The organism is Maribacter sp. MAR_2009_72, from assembly GCF_007827235.1.
Lineage (GTDB): Bacteria > Bacteroidota > Bacteroidia > Flavobacteriales > Flavobacteriaceae > Maribacter > Maribacter sedimenticola.
The window spans coordinates 2,062,414-2,076,751 of sequence record NZ_VISB01000001.1 but is presented as its reverse complement, the minus strand read 5'-3'; the positions used below and the strand labels follow the sequence as shown (position 1 = coordinate 2,076,751).

Sequence of the window (14,338 nt, the reverse complement as noted above, 5' to 3'; positions counted from 1 at the left end):
GTATGTACGAGCATTTTTTTCAATGTCCCTATTGTTGGGAAGAGGTTTCCATGCTTCTTGACCCGTCCGTGGGGCAACAAACCTATGTGGAGGATTGTGAGGTTTGCTGCAACCCCATTGAGGTCACGCCCCAATTTCAGGAAAATGAGCTGGTGGGTTTCCATGCCCAGAGCATAGAGCAATAATTACTGCAGTATAGTAATTACGCCTCCAAAGGTATCGTCCCGGTCCACAATTTTTGGATTACCATGAATAATGATGTTTCCGCCCGCCTTTACCTTGGCCGTCACCTTTTCAGTGGCAAATATTTCGGCGCGTCCTCCGGCCAGTACGGTAACCTCTGTATTTTCACTTTTTAGTTTTTTGGTATCTACCTTGCCCCCGGTATTAATATGGATATCCTGTGTTTGGGTAGTTCCGGAAAGTTTGATCTCGCTGCCGGTCGTACTTTTTATATGTACCGTGGTCGCTTCTAGGTTGAGTATAATTAGACCCGCTTCCTGAGCCTTTATATCCAATGTTCCGGCACGTACGTTATTTTCAGAAATGATGCGCGCATTTTCATTGGCGTCGATAACGGTTAGGGGTTCCGTATAATGAAGTTTTATGGTAACGGTATTCCCGGACAAAAATTCATGGATCGCCATTTTGATCTTTAACTGCCCATTGCTTTCCTGAATGCTAACATCATCTTTGTCCTCGCCACGTATTACAAGCTTGTTCTCGTTGTCCTTGACCAGGCTTACACTGATACGATCGTACACTTTTAGTTCATTGAATTTCTGTAAGGGTATGGTTTGGTTGTGTTGGCCCCAACACGTTATAAACGTGCAAAGGAACAATAGGGGGAGGGTCAAAATTTTCATGTGACTGAGCTTGGTTATGCATCAAAGTTACACCACAGCTTTGGTTATACAAGAAAAGATTTAAAATGAACAATACTATTTTTTTTATAGGAATAGTTAAATATGCCGGTATTGTCGCTTGGTTTTTATCCTTTCACTATCTTAAACAAGTAATAGGGATTAAGGTAGACATGAAAAGAAATCATATTGTCGTTACGTTGGTCATTGCACTTTTGGCAGTGGGTATGGCAAGCGTTCAGTTAATGTCCGGTGCAGAGCATGCCCCAGTTGATACGGGTTTGGATTCCGTACCTACAAAACGCCAACTACGCCGTAGTTTTTTTGATAAACGAGAAATCTTGGTGGTCTACGGCGCTACGGATTCCCTATTGGCACAACGCTATAAGGAACTGTTGAAGCCCCTTTCCCGCCAAGAGGTGACCTCATCATGGAGAAGTGCCAAGGTCACCTTTAAAAATGCGTCATCCGTCAATGAGGAAGATTTGCAACAACAGGTAGTCTTCATGGTCGGTGCCATAGATGAGCATGCCGTCTTACAACGTTTTTTGGCGAATACTCCGTTTTATGTGGATAACGCAAAAATTAAGATCGGTGCCAAGAGTATAGCAAATGACAATGCGCTCCTATCGGTGGGCTTTTATCCTAGTCCCTTGAACCCTACACTGCCCTTTACGTTTATAACGGGCACGGACCCCACACGAATTTTCAACTTTTTTGCCGAACGGGTTACCAATGGCGGACAGGGATTTTATAGACAAAATTTGGACTATGAAGTATACCATGGCCCCAAACGTGTGGTGTTAGGCGATTTTGATGCGCAATGGAAGATAGACGCCACCACCTTTTTTGATTTTTCCAAAGGACCCAAGGAACTGTTGAATACGGAATCCTATAGGTTTGTGGCCCACAATAATGCTGCGGATGTTGCTACTGCACGGGAAACCCTGGACCGTATGCAACGCATGACCGCCACCATCAATGATGTTGTTCCCGGTACGGTAACCGCCTCCAAGATTACCTATCATTATTATGCCAATATGGAGGAAAAGGGCTTAATGACGGGCAATACCGATCAAGCCCATATGGATACCTTGAGCAATACGGTTCATATCATTGCCAATGAAGCGTATAAGGATAATCATACGGGTAAGGATTATGCCTTGTTGTTGCATCGCAAATTGGGAAGTTCCAATACCGATATCCTCACCAAGGGGCTGCCCATATATTTTACGGAAACATGGCAGAAGAAAGGGTATCGTTATTGGGCGGGGCAATTGATAGCATCTGACAATTTTTTGACCGTTTCCCAATTGTTGGACAATGATTTTCTTCAATGGGAATCTGCCCTGGTTCGCGATTGTATGGCAGGTCTGTTCACCGAATTTTTGCTGGATACGTGGGGTAGGGAAAAATATCTTGCTGCCTATGCCGATCTTGACCTAACTCCCAAGGAATTGGAACTTTTGGAACTCCAGTGGCAAGATTATCTGCTTACTGTAGCAAACAATCATTCACCGGAAAAGCGACCCGTCAAAGCGCTTCCGTACGTAAAAGGATTCAATTTTGCCCATGAGGGGTACAACATCTACAACGGTTATGGCTCCGGTAAGGCAACGGAATCCTTACGCAAGCAAAAGGATATGGGCAGTAATGCCGTAGCTATCGTACCCTATAGTGGGATCAATGATATCCATACCCCCACGGCGTTCCGTTTTAGCGACCATGCCGGAGGTGAGAATGACGAGTCCGTTGTACATGCGGCATCCGTGGCCCGTACTATGGATATGTATACCGTACTGAAGCCACAAATATTTGTGGGCGGTAGTTGGCCCGGAGGTATCGATATGCAGACCGATGCGGATTGGGAACTGTTCTTTGACCACTATTACCGCTGGATCAGGCACTATGCGTTTTTAGCCGAGATTTATGATATAGATGCGCTATGTATCGGCGTAGAATTTACCAAGGCCACTTTGTTACACCCCGATGCCTGGCGCAAAATGATTCAAAAAACCAGGGGGCTGTACTCGGGCCAGATTACCTATGCGGCAAACTGGGGAGAGGAGTTCGAGAATATCGCGTTTTGGGATGACCTGGATTTTATTGGCCTTAATTCATATTATCCGCTCAGTAAAAAGGACAATCCTACCAATGTGGAAATGGCCGCAAAGTTCGATACCATCAAGACCAAGATCAAGACCGTTTACGATCGTTTTAAAAAGCCCATAGTATTTACCGAAATTGGGTTTAGAAGTATAGATGCCCCTTGGAAGAACCCACATGCCGAGGCAGATGAAAGCATCAACCAAGAAATGCAGCAGCGGTGTTATGAAATCATTTTTCAGGGTATAGAAAATGAACCTTGGTGCCAGGGCATCCTTTGGTGGAAATATCCCAGCTACTTGGAATACCGCGGGGTGGACAATAATGCCTTTACCCCCAACAACAAATTGGCCGATGAGACCGTGCGGAAATGGTTCTCCAAATAAATCCCTTTTTACATACCGGTTAAGGTTATACGGTTCAAGTGAACAAAATGGTGTAGGTGGTTCCTATGTGGTTCAACCCTAATCAATTGCCATAAACGTGCATGTTTTTTAACAGGTGGAAAAATTCATTTTGTCCTCTGGTTGCTTTACTTGGTAATATGGTCGCTTCGGGTATATAAATACTTATTGGGGGAGCTTTAGGAATACCTTTGGGGTATAGAAAATAAGTACACCTAAAAATAAGTATCATGAAACATATCAAGAAATTAGTAGTCGTGGTCGTAGTGGCCGTAGGATTTTTTTCCTTTAAGGGCATACACCAACACCACCAAATGGAGCATCAGGTCAATGAACTTTTTGCGGATACCATTGCGGCCGTAGAGCAGGAAATGAGCACATATATTCAACCGGAACTTACGGACCTAAATGAATTAACGGTCCTTGAGGACGAACAGGCCGTAGCATTGGGTTTTGAGGTCTATAATTATTTGCCCATTGGTTTTGATGCCTATGCAGGTGCCAATTTGACCGAGGCGGATTTTCAGGTATTTGAACAAGAAGAACCAGTGGAGCTAGGGTTCAATACCGCCGCGTATCTGCCCAAAGACTTTTCCGCGCATGCGCTTTAAGAAGTTTGTTTAGTTTTTGTGCAGGTCTTCAAGTTTTTGGGGGCCTGCACATTGTTTGTAAGAATTCACTATAGAATACAGTACATTTGAAAAAACCTTTTCCAATTACAGATACATACAAATACATGGGCATTACCAAGGTCAAGCAAGGAGAAATTGTCAAGACGGCATTGCTCTTGGGTATTTTGGTTTCCCTGCCCAAGACCATTTACCTCTACAACGCTATAATGGAGGGTAATATGGATTTCTCGTTTTTATGGGTGGCCGATTTTTTATACCGATATCTCTTCTTTTTTGGGTTTTCATGGGCCGTTATCCAGCTGAATACCAATGTGGATTTTGATAGGTTTCAATGGCCGACCCCTGTAAAATGGATGGTGGTCGTGCTTCTAAATGTGCTCATATTACTTTTGGTCATTGTACTGATAAGGATGCTTTACCCCGTATGTTTTGGCAAGGAAATGGACCATAGGGAAATTGGCTTCGTCAATTTTACCTTGATCAACCTGTCCGTGGTATTGTTTTTTATTGCGCGATCCCTTAGGCTTAAGACCGATCGGCAAGATGATCGTATAGAGAACGAACAGCTAAAGCAACAGAATCTGGAAAACGAGCTGGCCGCACTGAAAAACCAGATCGACCCCCACTTTTTGTTCAATTCATTGAATTCATTGACCTCCTTGGTCCGTGAGAACGAAAAGGCCACACAGTTCGTGAACAAGCTGTCTTACATGTACCGCTATATATTACAAAGCAGTGATACCAATTTGGTAACCTTGAAAGAGGAGCTTAAATTTTTGGAAAGCTATGCCTTTTTGATGAATACAAGGTACAGGGACCGTTTACGTATTGCAATTGATATTGCCCCGGAAGTATTGGGCCACCGGTTACCGCCCTTGGCCTTGCAGTTGTTGGTAGAGAATTCCGTAAAGCACAATGAAATATCCGCTACCAACCCATTGACGGTAAAGGTATATTCGCACAACGGAAAGATTATAGTGGAGAATCCCATTCGTGGCCGCAGTACCTTGGCGGAAGGGACCGGCACAGGATTGATCAATCTAAAAAAGCGCTATGTACTGCTTTTGAAACAGGAGGTGGTCGTTTCCACAACAGATGGTATTTTTAAAGTAGAACTCCCCTTAATTGAAAAGTCATGAAGGTAATTATTGTGGAAGATGAGCTTGCGGCAAGTGATAACCTGTCCTATCTATTGACCAAGATCGACCCGGAGATTGAGGTCATTGCCACTCTTGATACCGTAACCGCCACGGTCGCATATTTTTCCCAGCCCCATGAGGGAGAGCTGGTCTTTATGGATATTCATTTGGCAGATGGCTTGTCCTTTGAGATTTTTGACAAGGTAACGCCCAATATACCCGTCATCTTTACCACGGCCTATGACCAGTACGCCTTAAAGGCCTTTAAGGTAAATAGCATTGATTATTTGCTAAAGCCCATAGATGGGGAGGAACTGCAGGATGCTTTGGAGCGGTTTAAGGCACAGCGTCAACAAACGGGCATGGATGAGGGGCAGATGAAAAGCCTGTTGCAGCTTATACAGCATAAACCCATGTCCTACAAACAGACCTTTCTGGTGACTATCGGTGATCAGTTGTTGCCCATAAAAACATTGGATATTGCCTATTTTTATATAGATACGGGCGTAGTTAAGGCCGTAACCGCTCAGGACAGGTCCTATGTGTTGGATATTAAGTTAGAGGATATAGAAGATGCTTTGGACCCCAATTTGTTCTACAGGGCCAATAGGCAGTTCATCGTTAGAAGGGAAGTCATCACCACCATCAAGTTCCATTTTAACAGCAAACTTTTGGTAGAAGTGCATCCGCCCTGTGCGGAGCGTATTGTGGTGAGCAAGGCTAAGGCATCGCATTTTAAAAGTTGGATAGACCGTTAAGAAATCCCACTGGTCAGGGTATGGTAGCCACTTCCTTAAATTTCCATCCGGCATCGGTTTTAATAAACGTAAAACTGTACTGGGCACCTTCAAAATTTAGTGTTGGCGGGGTGGTGGTCACTAAAATATCTGCCGTAATGGTATCATCAATAGTATCCGTTAGTTGTATTGTTTCATTGGTGCGAAGTAGATTGATGAACGGCTTGTTGAACATAATATCATAATCCTTCGCAATAAAACTATCCACGGCAATATAGATGAGGTCCTGATAAATGGTCTCGTACCAGAGTGAATCCGTATCTCTTAGCCTACTGATGTATTCCCTTTCCGTAGGGGTGTTCTCCAGGCAGTCATAGCAACGGATGACGTTGCCCGATGCGTTTTTAAATGCCACCTTATCCCTTGCCGCTAAATCGGATAAAAAGGAGGACCACATGGTGGACAGTTCATCATTAGACCCTTTTTTCTCCTGTTGGCAGGACCAAGATGAAGTGAACAGCAAGAGAACAAGTATCCTCAACAATGGTTTTATAAAATACGTTTTAAACTTTTCTGCCATAGCGGTATCCTGTGGTGTACACGTGTATAAGGGCCGCGTTCAAACTAGTAGGAATGACCGCTGGTCCCGTTTTAAAATCAGCAAGGACATCAAGGTTGCCCGGCACCCTGTGTACCAATGTTAATCATCGATTTCCGCATCCGGTAAATTAAGGATGGTAGAGGTAGAAAGGGAGTTGCCCGCAATACCTTTAATGGAGCCAAAGAGCACGTTAATGTTTTCCTGTACGCCCCAAATCTGTTTCTCCCGTACGGCAAAATTCTTGTAGGCCGCTTTCTTCTCGTAGTTCAGCTGTTTGATCATGGCATCATAGTTCTCAATGATGCGGTTAATGTTCTGCACAAATTCGTTGCTGGTCAGGTAGGTGTAGAGCAGCTCCATTTTATCGCCCTTGTTCTCGTCAGATGATTTTATGGATTGGGTCTTCAGCAATAGTTCCCGCAATACCAAGGACACACTTTTTACTTCGTTAAATCCGCAGATCCACACCCCGTTCTTGGCACCAAAACGGTCCATATCCGGTGGAAAGGTCTCCGTAACGATCACGGCAAGGTCTGCCTTGCAGTTGATCTGGTCCTGTTTTAATTTATTGATCCAGTCGTTGCTGAAATTTTTGGTACGCTTGCTTTCATAGACAATGGATCCGCAGGTCTGTTGCAGGGAATTGATGACCGTTTGTATACAGTCCGCACCACGTATGCCTTTGCCCACCTCCTCGATCTCGTCAAAGGGGTAGGAGCTCCTCAACAGTTCCTCTAGGGCAAGTTCCTGAACCTCTCCCTGCATTTGCATGGATCCCTGTTCCGCCTTGCGCTTCATTTCGTCAATGAGCTTTTTCTGGTCCTCCAATTGTTTTTGGTATTCCTTTTCCTTCAATGCCATGGCCTCACGTTCCTTGGCCTTGGCCTTTTCCTCTATGACGGACTGCTTTTCCAGCAGTTCTTTCTGTACGTTCAGCTTTAGGTCCTCCGCTTTTTCCTTGAGTTCGTTCTCCCGTTTTAGCAGGTCCAACTCTTGGGCGCGCAAGGTCCTGTTTTCCTCCTTGCGCTTTTCGTTTTCCTGTTGCAGGGCACGCAGTTGCTGCTCAAAGGTTTCATTGGTCTGTTTCTGTATTTTTTCCGATTCCTTGGCAAGGCGCTGCTCCAACTTTTCCTTAAAAAGCTCGTTTTCCTTTTCCTTCTTTCGTTCAAACTCCTCTTTCTCCAGGGCAAGCTTGTTACGCTCCTTGTTGAATATTTCTGCCTGTTCTGCCACTTTACGCTCATACTCGGCCTTAAAATGCGCCTGCATTTTGCCGGATAGGGCCTCTTCCACATCAAACTCGTGTGCACAATTGGGACACTTAATTTTATCTACCATCATTTTAATACTACCAAATTCAACTATAAAAATACAGAACCCATGCCAAGCCTACAATGTTTGGCGGTACTCTTATGCCATGAACGGGAACAAATTTTAAAAACGGTTTCTTTTCCTGACAATGGTCATATCCTAGGTGGCCGGCCCGTGTTATTTTTAGACCCTTAAAAGTAGAATCTATGATGTTACAACAGCTACCCTTGGTCAATTGGAGCAACGGCGTGATCATGATCATTGTATTTGCAGGCGTTTGTATTGCCCTTGTGGGTATTGTGCTTATGCTCATGAACGGCGATAAGAAAAAGCAGGAATAGCTTTCTTATTGGTACAGTACATAACGGGGCGGCACTAGACCGTTCAACCGCATGGATACCAGCATTTGGGCCCTGTGGTGGGTAATGTGGTCCGCCAGGAGCATAACGATCTGTCGCTTGGTTCTCGTAAGTCCAAAATAGTCCAGCTGCTCTTCCAGTACCGCGGGGTCTACCTGCTGTAATAGGGCTATGGCCTCGGTAAAGGTCTGGTCCAAACGTGCCATCATCTGTGCCTTGGTCTTATTGGCCGGTTTAAAAATAGTATCGGTTTGGTATACGCGTGCCTCCCTACCGCCAATGAGCGACTGGCTATGCCAGTCCAGCGCAAAACCTATATGCATAAAATGTTCCGAAAAGCTTAAGGACTCCTCCGTGGCCTTGTACCCATATTTTTCCTCTGGCATCATTTCCGCAATGAGCAACAGGTAGCTACGGGAGTTTTCCAAGCGTTCAATAGAATCTTCCAAAAATGCATTTTGCTGGGCAAGTATTGGAGTTGATGTAATTAGAATATACGAGAGTAGTATAATTGTTGTTTTCATAGGGATGGTTAGCTAACGTCACTTTTATGCATTATTTTACTTTTTTGAACTAGTTACAATTTTATAAATTAAAAAAAGTGGATTTAACATGAGTATTATGCGCAGAGCATTTTTCTTATAAATAGAGGCCACAATACCAATAATTAATATGGCAGCAAAAAAGCCGATCAATGCGGCATTGATCAATTGTCTTTTTCAATTTATTTTTTTCACAATTTTGTCATTAAAACAGTACTTGCTTTAAACCTGTTTTAGGCTAAGAGCAGTTACAGATTTCTATTTGCGAAAATTTTGGTCATGTAATAGAGGGTGTTATATCGTTATACATTCTTGATACCATTTTTATCGCCATTGTACACTTTTTAAAGTATTTATTTTAATCAGAAAGCTTGTTCCAATTTTTATTTTACGAGCTTAAGTTCATTGTAGTAATTAATCCTCTTTGCTTTGCATAAAATCTGGAAATCCACTTTTTGTCCAATATACTATTCTTGCTCTTGTGGCCCTGTTTGGGTCATCCAATTCATGCCCAATTATTTCCTTATAATTTCGAGCATGATAAATCATAACTACATCTTTACCATCTTCAGATGATGTAAAAGAATTATGTCCAGGGCCAAACCTATTAAAATCATCATTTGTAGAAAAAACCGGTGCAGGAGATTTATGCCAATTAGAAATATCCATTAAATCTTCTTTTTCATCTATCCATAATAAACCCATACAGTAATTATGGTTTGTGGCACTTGCAGAGTAGGATATAAATATTTTTCCGTTTTTAATTAAAACAGCCGGTCCTTCATTTACATTATATTTTTTTCGTTCCCACTCATATTCAGGTATTGAGAGTACTATTTCAGGTCCAGTCAAAGTGGTTGGGTCTTTCATCTCGGATAGAAGAATACCCGTGCCGTCCCCAACTCTTTGCGCCCATGCAAGGTACCTTTTTCCTTTAAATTCAAATGTTGTTGCATCCAAGGAAAATGAATCATTTTCTGTTTTGAGCTGACCTTCTTTTTTCCATTCTCCCTGCATTGGGTCTTGAGAAGAATTAGAAAGTATCCATATTCTTATTTTCCATTTATCATCAATAGGTGCTGCTGCAAAATAGATATACCATTTTTCACCAATTTTGTGCAATTCTGGAGCCCAAATATGTGTTGACATTTCTCCCTTATCATACTTATGCCAAACTTCTGTTTCCTGTGCGGTACCAAGTCCATTTATAGTCTTGGCTTTTCTTATGACTATTCTGTCATATTCAGGTACTGTAGCTATTAAATAATAGGTGCTATCTGTATCTTTCCAAACCCAAGGATCGGCACGTTGTTCTGCAATAGGATTATTATACGCAGTAGTTTGAGAAAAACTTTTACTAAAAAAAGTAATTAATATTAAAAATGTAGTTAATATTTTAATCGTTTTCATGGTATTCCTATATAAGTTTTAAATATAATCTAAATTCTTTTTGTTGATTTTTAACATGAAACACAAAGGTGTAAGTTATGGACAATTTTAAACTGGAAAATGTCAGCTTAAGAGTAAAGGTAATTGGTTAAAGGAATCTTTCTAATGGTAAGTCTTACAATCATGAACTATCCAATTAGTCCCCTACTATATTCATCCAGTTCAAATCGATAAATTATTCCTTTTACCATTCTACAATAATTAATGTTCTATAATTCAGAATTAGTAATGGTTTTAATTGGTTTTTAGTGTATTCTCTTTTAATCGGATTAAAGATTATTGGTTCAGCAAGCTCGTACATTTTATACTTGAAGTCACTTTTTTCCGTTAATCCATTTATTTCAAGTAGGATAGACAAATAGTGTTCTCCTATATGTCACCTATTAATTCGGATATGATCTGCTCAACCGTTTTAGTATCACTTGTCATTTCACTTTTTATAATGTCGTTTTACAAAATAGTTTCCAATAATTTGATGAAGGATGATTTATCTACGTTTTCTAACTTTTTAGTTTAAATTAAATGGTTTTCAAAGTCCGTAATAAAGTTTATAAGAAGATATAGGTCTTCTAAAAATAAATGTTGCCAGTTATTAATACGCCCTATGAGTTTTGCCGTTTGACATCGGTTAAGTTTTTGGTCAAATTCTTAGTGGTTTTTTTTTTAATGAAACTCTAGCCGAATTTATAGGTAGTTAAATACTCGAACTATTCTTAATATATTTGATTTAAAAATGTTTTTAATTGAATAGTACTTTTAGTCTTCCCTGCTTTATTATTGAATAAATCAAAGAACTTTATTCAATGATTGATTCTAAAACAAGTTGTCCCATATTTAATAGTTCATTATCTTTTGCTACACAATAATTCTTATTAGTTTCTATATAGATTGCAATATTGTTAAATAGTATGGTCAATTTCTTCACTTCAGGATTACTTAAATTATTTTCACTAATGACTGCATAATATTTAAAATCTTCCACAATTTTATTGTTCTTAAACATCATCTTTTCAGTCATTATATATGCTTGTTTCTCGGAGTTAAGCCTATCATTGGTTTCTTCCGGTTTTGTGTTTGAGTAGTCCTTAAAAACAATTCCTAGTTCAACCTGACCATCTGCTAATGTAAATTGACACCTGTTTTTCGTAAAAGACATATCCCCAGTTTTATATACTGGTGTATTTTCATCGGTAAAGCATAATGATGAGAAATTTATTTTTTTAAAAGTTTCTGGACAATCTTCTTTTAAACTATAAATTGTAGGGTTGTCAGTATTCGTTACTCTGTCATCATTTTCAATTAATAGGGTATTTTCATTTTTTTCGTTTTTTCCCTTTTTGTTGTTGCATGAAATAAAAGAAAAAACACAAAAAATTACGAGTAAAGCTTTAAGTATTTTATTAATTGAGTTCTTCATATGCTAATTGGTTATGATATTTTTTGTTAAGATATTTATAGAATATAGTTTTTACTAATTTGAACTAGGAATAATTATTGAATTTAAGGGTTTTCTTAAATAACTTTCAAACAAATTTTTAGTTGAAAATTTAGTAAAGTTATTAATTGTGTCCCCTAATATGTAGTTTGTTCGTTAAGAGACATAGTTTACACAAGTTAAAGATTAGGGTTTTGTGTATGATTAGTGGCGTGTTTAAGCACCTAATTTAGCAAATAAAAACCGAATAGAAAATCCGTAAGGATTTTTGTCTGTAAGCGAGAACTAGCCATTAATTATACAAGTTGTTGCCACACGTTTTTATTCCTCTAATCTTTGTCAAATCCATTAAATTCCATTCTTTTCATAGTCGGGCAATTATTTACAATTATATCAAATTCCGATACTTTATCGTTTGTCGTAACGAACTGTTTACTCACAACTTTATCAAAACTATAAGTCAATTCATAAACGTTTTTAAATTCAGTTGGTATTATTGTTAATTCGGCTTTTTCGGATTTAGTTTTCTGTGGAATAGTATTTAATTCTAAAGCAATTTCGTTTTCTCTCAATTTTTTCAATTCAGATATTAAGTCAGCATCTGCTTCGAGTTGATGAAAGAAAAGAACTGAACTTTCATTGATTTCATATGATGGCGTATTTCCGTCACAAGGTTCGTAAATCACGAATTCATTGTTTAACTTTTTTAAACTAATCCAATGTCTTGGAAATCCTTTTAAGTAAACTTTATTCGGTTTGTGTTTTTTGGAAATTTCTTTCTCGTAATATGAAATTGCGTCATTATCCATCCGATTCGGTTTCCAGTTAATTACCTTTTCGTAAATCTCCGAATTTCGTGTAGTATCTATAAAAAGTTGATGTTTCGTTAAGTCAAGACTTTTCGGATTATTTCTTTCCAAAATAGTGTCTAAATCAATTTTCCACGCAGGAATTTCAGTCGGTTTATTTTCCGCCTGTTTTGGTTCTTTTTTCTGTTTGCAAGAAATTAGAATTCCTAATATTAATGTTATGTAGATTGTTTTTCTCAAATGTGTGCCCAACGGTCTAGGCTAAGCGTAGTGCGGAGGCAAGGAAACTTTTCGTTTCCGTCTGCCGAGGCAGCTAAAGCTTATTGTTTTGCTTTTTCTTTTTTTGTTCCAAAGCTAAATCCATAAGATTTAGCGACTTCATAAATATACACAGACCTTTCGGTTTTGCCCTAAAGTCCGCATTACGTTTAGGCATTGTTAGCAATAGTTATTCCACGTACAGTTGAAATTTCCGTGCGTTTCCATCTAGATTTATTGCAACAATTTCATATTCTCCTGTTCTAAGCGCAAGGTTAGTCGAATCCGATTTATTTTCGATTTCTACAATGTCCATTGGAACGGCAGTTGTTATGTCCTCTCCTTTTTTATATGCCAGCACCATAACTGGAAATGAAATGTCAATATCATTTAGTTGTAAGTTTATAGCTTTGTTTTCATTTGAAAATAGCCAATTGGGTCTGCCATTTTCATAAGTTGTGTTTGGTTGCAAAACAGCCACATCAGAAAAACTTTCCCCATATTCATATTTCATTGGACTGCCATCGCCATCTATCAAAACTGTCGATTCTTTTAAATCAAGTGCTTTCAATAAAGGATGATTAAATTCAGGCTTGCTCTTTTCAGAATAGTAAACTTGATAAATCGTCAAAGGGTCAATTCCCGTGAACTCGGTTAGTCTACCAGCCATGGCTTTGCCCCATGCGGGATAGTTGCCTTCTATGGCATGACCAAACCCACAATGGATTAAGAACTTTTCATTCGGCTTTTGCTCTATTATCCGTTGAATATTTTGAGCTTGTTGAATTTCTCTTTCTGTACCGTTGGAGTCGGTAGCGTCTTCATATGAAAAAACCTCATAGCCGATTTCCAAAGCCGTTCTAACTAAATCCCCAAACTGAGGGTCTTTTATGTAATAACCTGTTTTTTGAACTGGATATTTTCTATAATTTAATAATGAATCTTTGTCTTCTCCAATTGACAATGCTTCAAATCCAACATTTTTATAGCCAATTTTGTAAAGGTTTTGCAAAAGTGATTTTGTAAAAACTCGATGCATGGAACTGTGGTGTGCCTCGTTTATAATTAAAACTTGATTTTGCTTTGCTTGCTCTGTTATGTAGTTAATGGCATTGACCTTTTTGTATCTTTTATTAATTGAATCAATCTGAGATTGGTTATAGGTCTTTTCCGATGTTCCCATTGCCAAATCCCATGTAACTAAAGCATTTTTATAGTTTCCTTTTGTGGCATAATCAGCAGCTCCAATTTGATACTTAAATCCATCTCCAAAATGTGAGTTTTTCATTGAATCAGATTGAATTTTGCTTTCTATTTCTGAATTAAACAAGTAGTCTGTTTCGAAATCGATTTTTTGGTATTTTTTTTTGTCTTGTTTGCATGAAACAAAAACTACGATTAATGTGAATACTAAAATGTTTTTCATAATTATTGCCAACAAGTATATATAGTTACCAGTGATTATATATTGCTATATCAAGATGTATAATCACCAATACCTATTTAACTTTTGTAAACTATTTCCACTAAAGTAGTTGGGGGAGCGTACTTTGGTCGGTACTACAAGTATAAGAAGTTTCCCTTACAAAAACTTACGCTTTTCCGTAAAATTGTAGGAATTACACTTGTTTTGTTGCGGAGTGTGGTGGGGTGTTTAGGCCATGCTCTCGTTTATATGACGTTATTCTTAGTT

The 14,338-nt window shown here is 39.3% G+C and carries 14 protein-coding genes; 6 read left to right on the top strand and 8 right to left on the bottom strand.

Features of this window, described 5'->3' with window-relative positions:
- Positions 1-2: 2 nt before the first annotated feature.
- A complete protein-coding gene (locus tag JM81_RS08630; RefSeq protein WP_089260645.1) occupies positions 3-185 on the top strand; it encodes a CPXCG motif-containing cysteine-rich protein in 183 nt (60 codons plus the stop codon).
- On the opposite strand, the gene JM81_RS08625 is transcribed toward JM81_RS08630, so the two are convergent.
- Positions 186-866, bottom strand: a complete 681-nt coding sequence (locus JM81_RS08625; protein ID WP_144802359.1) for a head GIN domain-containing protein — start codon at positions 864-866, stop codon at positions 186-188.
- Between the two features lie 65 nt (positions 867-931).
- Between JM81_RS08625 and JM81_RS08620 the strand changes: the two genes are divergently transcribed.
- The 4 genes from JM81_RS08620 to JM81_RS08605 all read left to right on the top strand — a co-directional run bounded on the left by JM81_RS08620 (position 932) and on the right by JM81_RS08605 (position 5,902).
- Entirely contained in the window at positions 932-3,355 is a 2,424-nt protein-coding gene (locus JM81_RS08620) for a glycoside hydrolase family 113 (RefSeq protein ID WP_144802356.1), read from the top strand.
- Between the two features lie 248 nt (positions 3,356-3,603).
- A complete protein-coding gene (locus JM81_RS08615; protein WP_144802353.1) occupies positions 3,604-3,984 on the top strand; it encodes a hypothetical protein in 381 nt (126 codons plus the stop codon).
- A gap of 86 nt (positions 3,985-4,070) precedes the next feature.
- A complete protein-coding gene (locus JM81_RS08610) occupies positions 4,071-5,144 on the top strand; it encodes a sensor histidine kinase (RefSeq protein ID WP_144802351.1) in 1,074 nt (357 codons plus the stop codon).
- Positions 5,141-5,902: a LytR/AlgR family response regulator transcription factor gene (locus JM81_RS08605; RefSeq protein WP_144802348.1), complete on the top strand. Its 762-nt coding sequence runs from the start codon at positions 5,141-5,143 to the stop codon at positions 5,900-5,902. The genes JM81_RS08610 and JM81_RS08605 overlap by 4 nt, the downstream gene beginning before the upstream one ends.
- A gap of 13 nt (positions 5,903-5,915) precedes the next feature.
- Here JM81_RS08605 and JM81_RS08600 read toward each other — a convergent pair whose 3' ends face one another.
- Complete coding sequence (locus tag JM81_RS08600; RefSeq protein ID WP_144802345.1) at positions 5,916-6,461, bottom strand: hypothetical protein; 546 nt, start codon at positions 6,459-6,461, stop codon at positions 5,916-5,918.
- Positions 6,462-6,581: 120 nt separating this feature from the next.
- The gene (locus tag JM81_RS08595; RefSeq protein ID WP_222430298.1) at positions 6,582-7,823 is read right to left on the bottom strand and encodes a DUF2130 domain-containing protein; all 1,242 of its coding nucleotides are present in this window, start codon (positions 7,821-7,823) and stop codon (positions 6,582-6,584) included.
- Between the two features lie 176 nt (positions 7,824-7,999).
- On the opposite strand from JM81_RS08595, the gene JM81_RS18605 reads away from it, so the two are divergent.
- Positions 8,000-8,134 carry a hypothetical protein gene (locus JM81_RS18605; protein WP_261375001.1) on the top strand — a complete coding sequence of 45 codons (135 nt, stop codon included), beginning with the start codon at positions 8,000-8,002 and terminating at the stop codon, positions 8,132-8,134.
- 5 nt (positions 8,135-8,139) lie between these two features.
- On the opposite strand, the gene JM81_RS08590 is transcribed toward JM81_RS18605, so the two are convergent.
- The 5 genes from JM81_RS08590 to JM81_RS08570 form a co-directional block, all read right to left on the bottom strand.
- On the bottom strand, positions 8,140-8,676 hold the full coding sequence (locus JM81_RS08590) for a DinB family protein (protein WP_144802342.1): 537 nt from the start codon (positions 8,674-8,676) through the stop codon (positions 8,140-8,142).
- 432 nt (positions 8,677-9,108) lie between these two features.
- Entirely contained in the window at positions 9,109-10,104 is a 996-nt protein-coding gene (locus tag JM81_RS08585; RefSeq protein WP_144802339.1) for a family 43 glycosylhydrolase, read from the bottom strand.
- Positions 10,105-10,939: 835 nt separating this feature from the next.
- Positions 10,940-11,560 carry a hypothetical protein gene (locus tag JM81_RS08580; protein ID WP_144802336.1) on the bottom strand — a complete coding sequence of 207 codons (621 nt, stop codon included), beginning with the start codon at positions 11,558-11,560 and terminating at the stop codon, positions 10,940-10,942.
- A gap of 347 nt (positions 11,561-11,907) precedes the next feature.
- Entirely contained in the window at positions 11,908-12,627 is a 720-nt protein-coding gene (locus JM81_RS08575) for a hypothetical protein (RefSeq protein ID WP_144802333.1), read from the bottom strand.
- A 208-nt stretch (positions 12,628-12,835) separates the two neighbouring features.
- Positions 12,836-14,071, bottom strand: coding sequence for a hypothetical protein (locus JM81_RS08570; protein ID WP_144802330.1), 1,236 nt, complete (start codon positions 14,069-14,071; stop codon positions 12,836-12,838).
- Between the last annotated feature and the right edge of the window lie 267 nt (positions 14,072-14,338).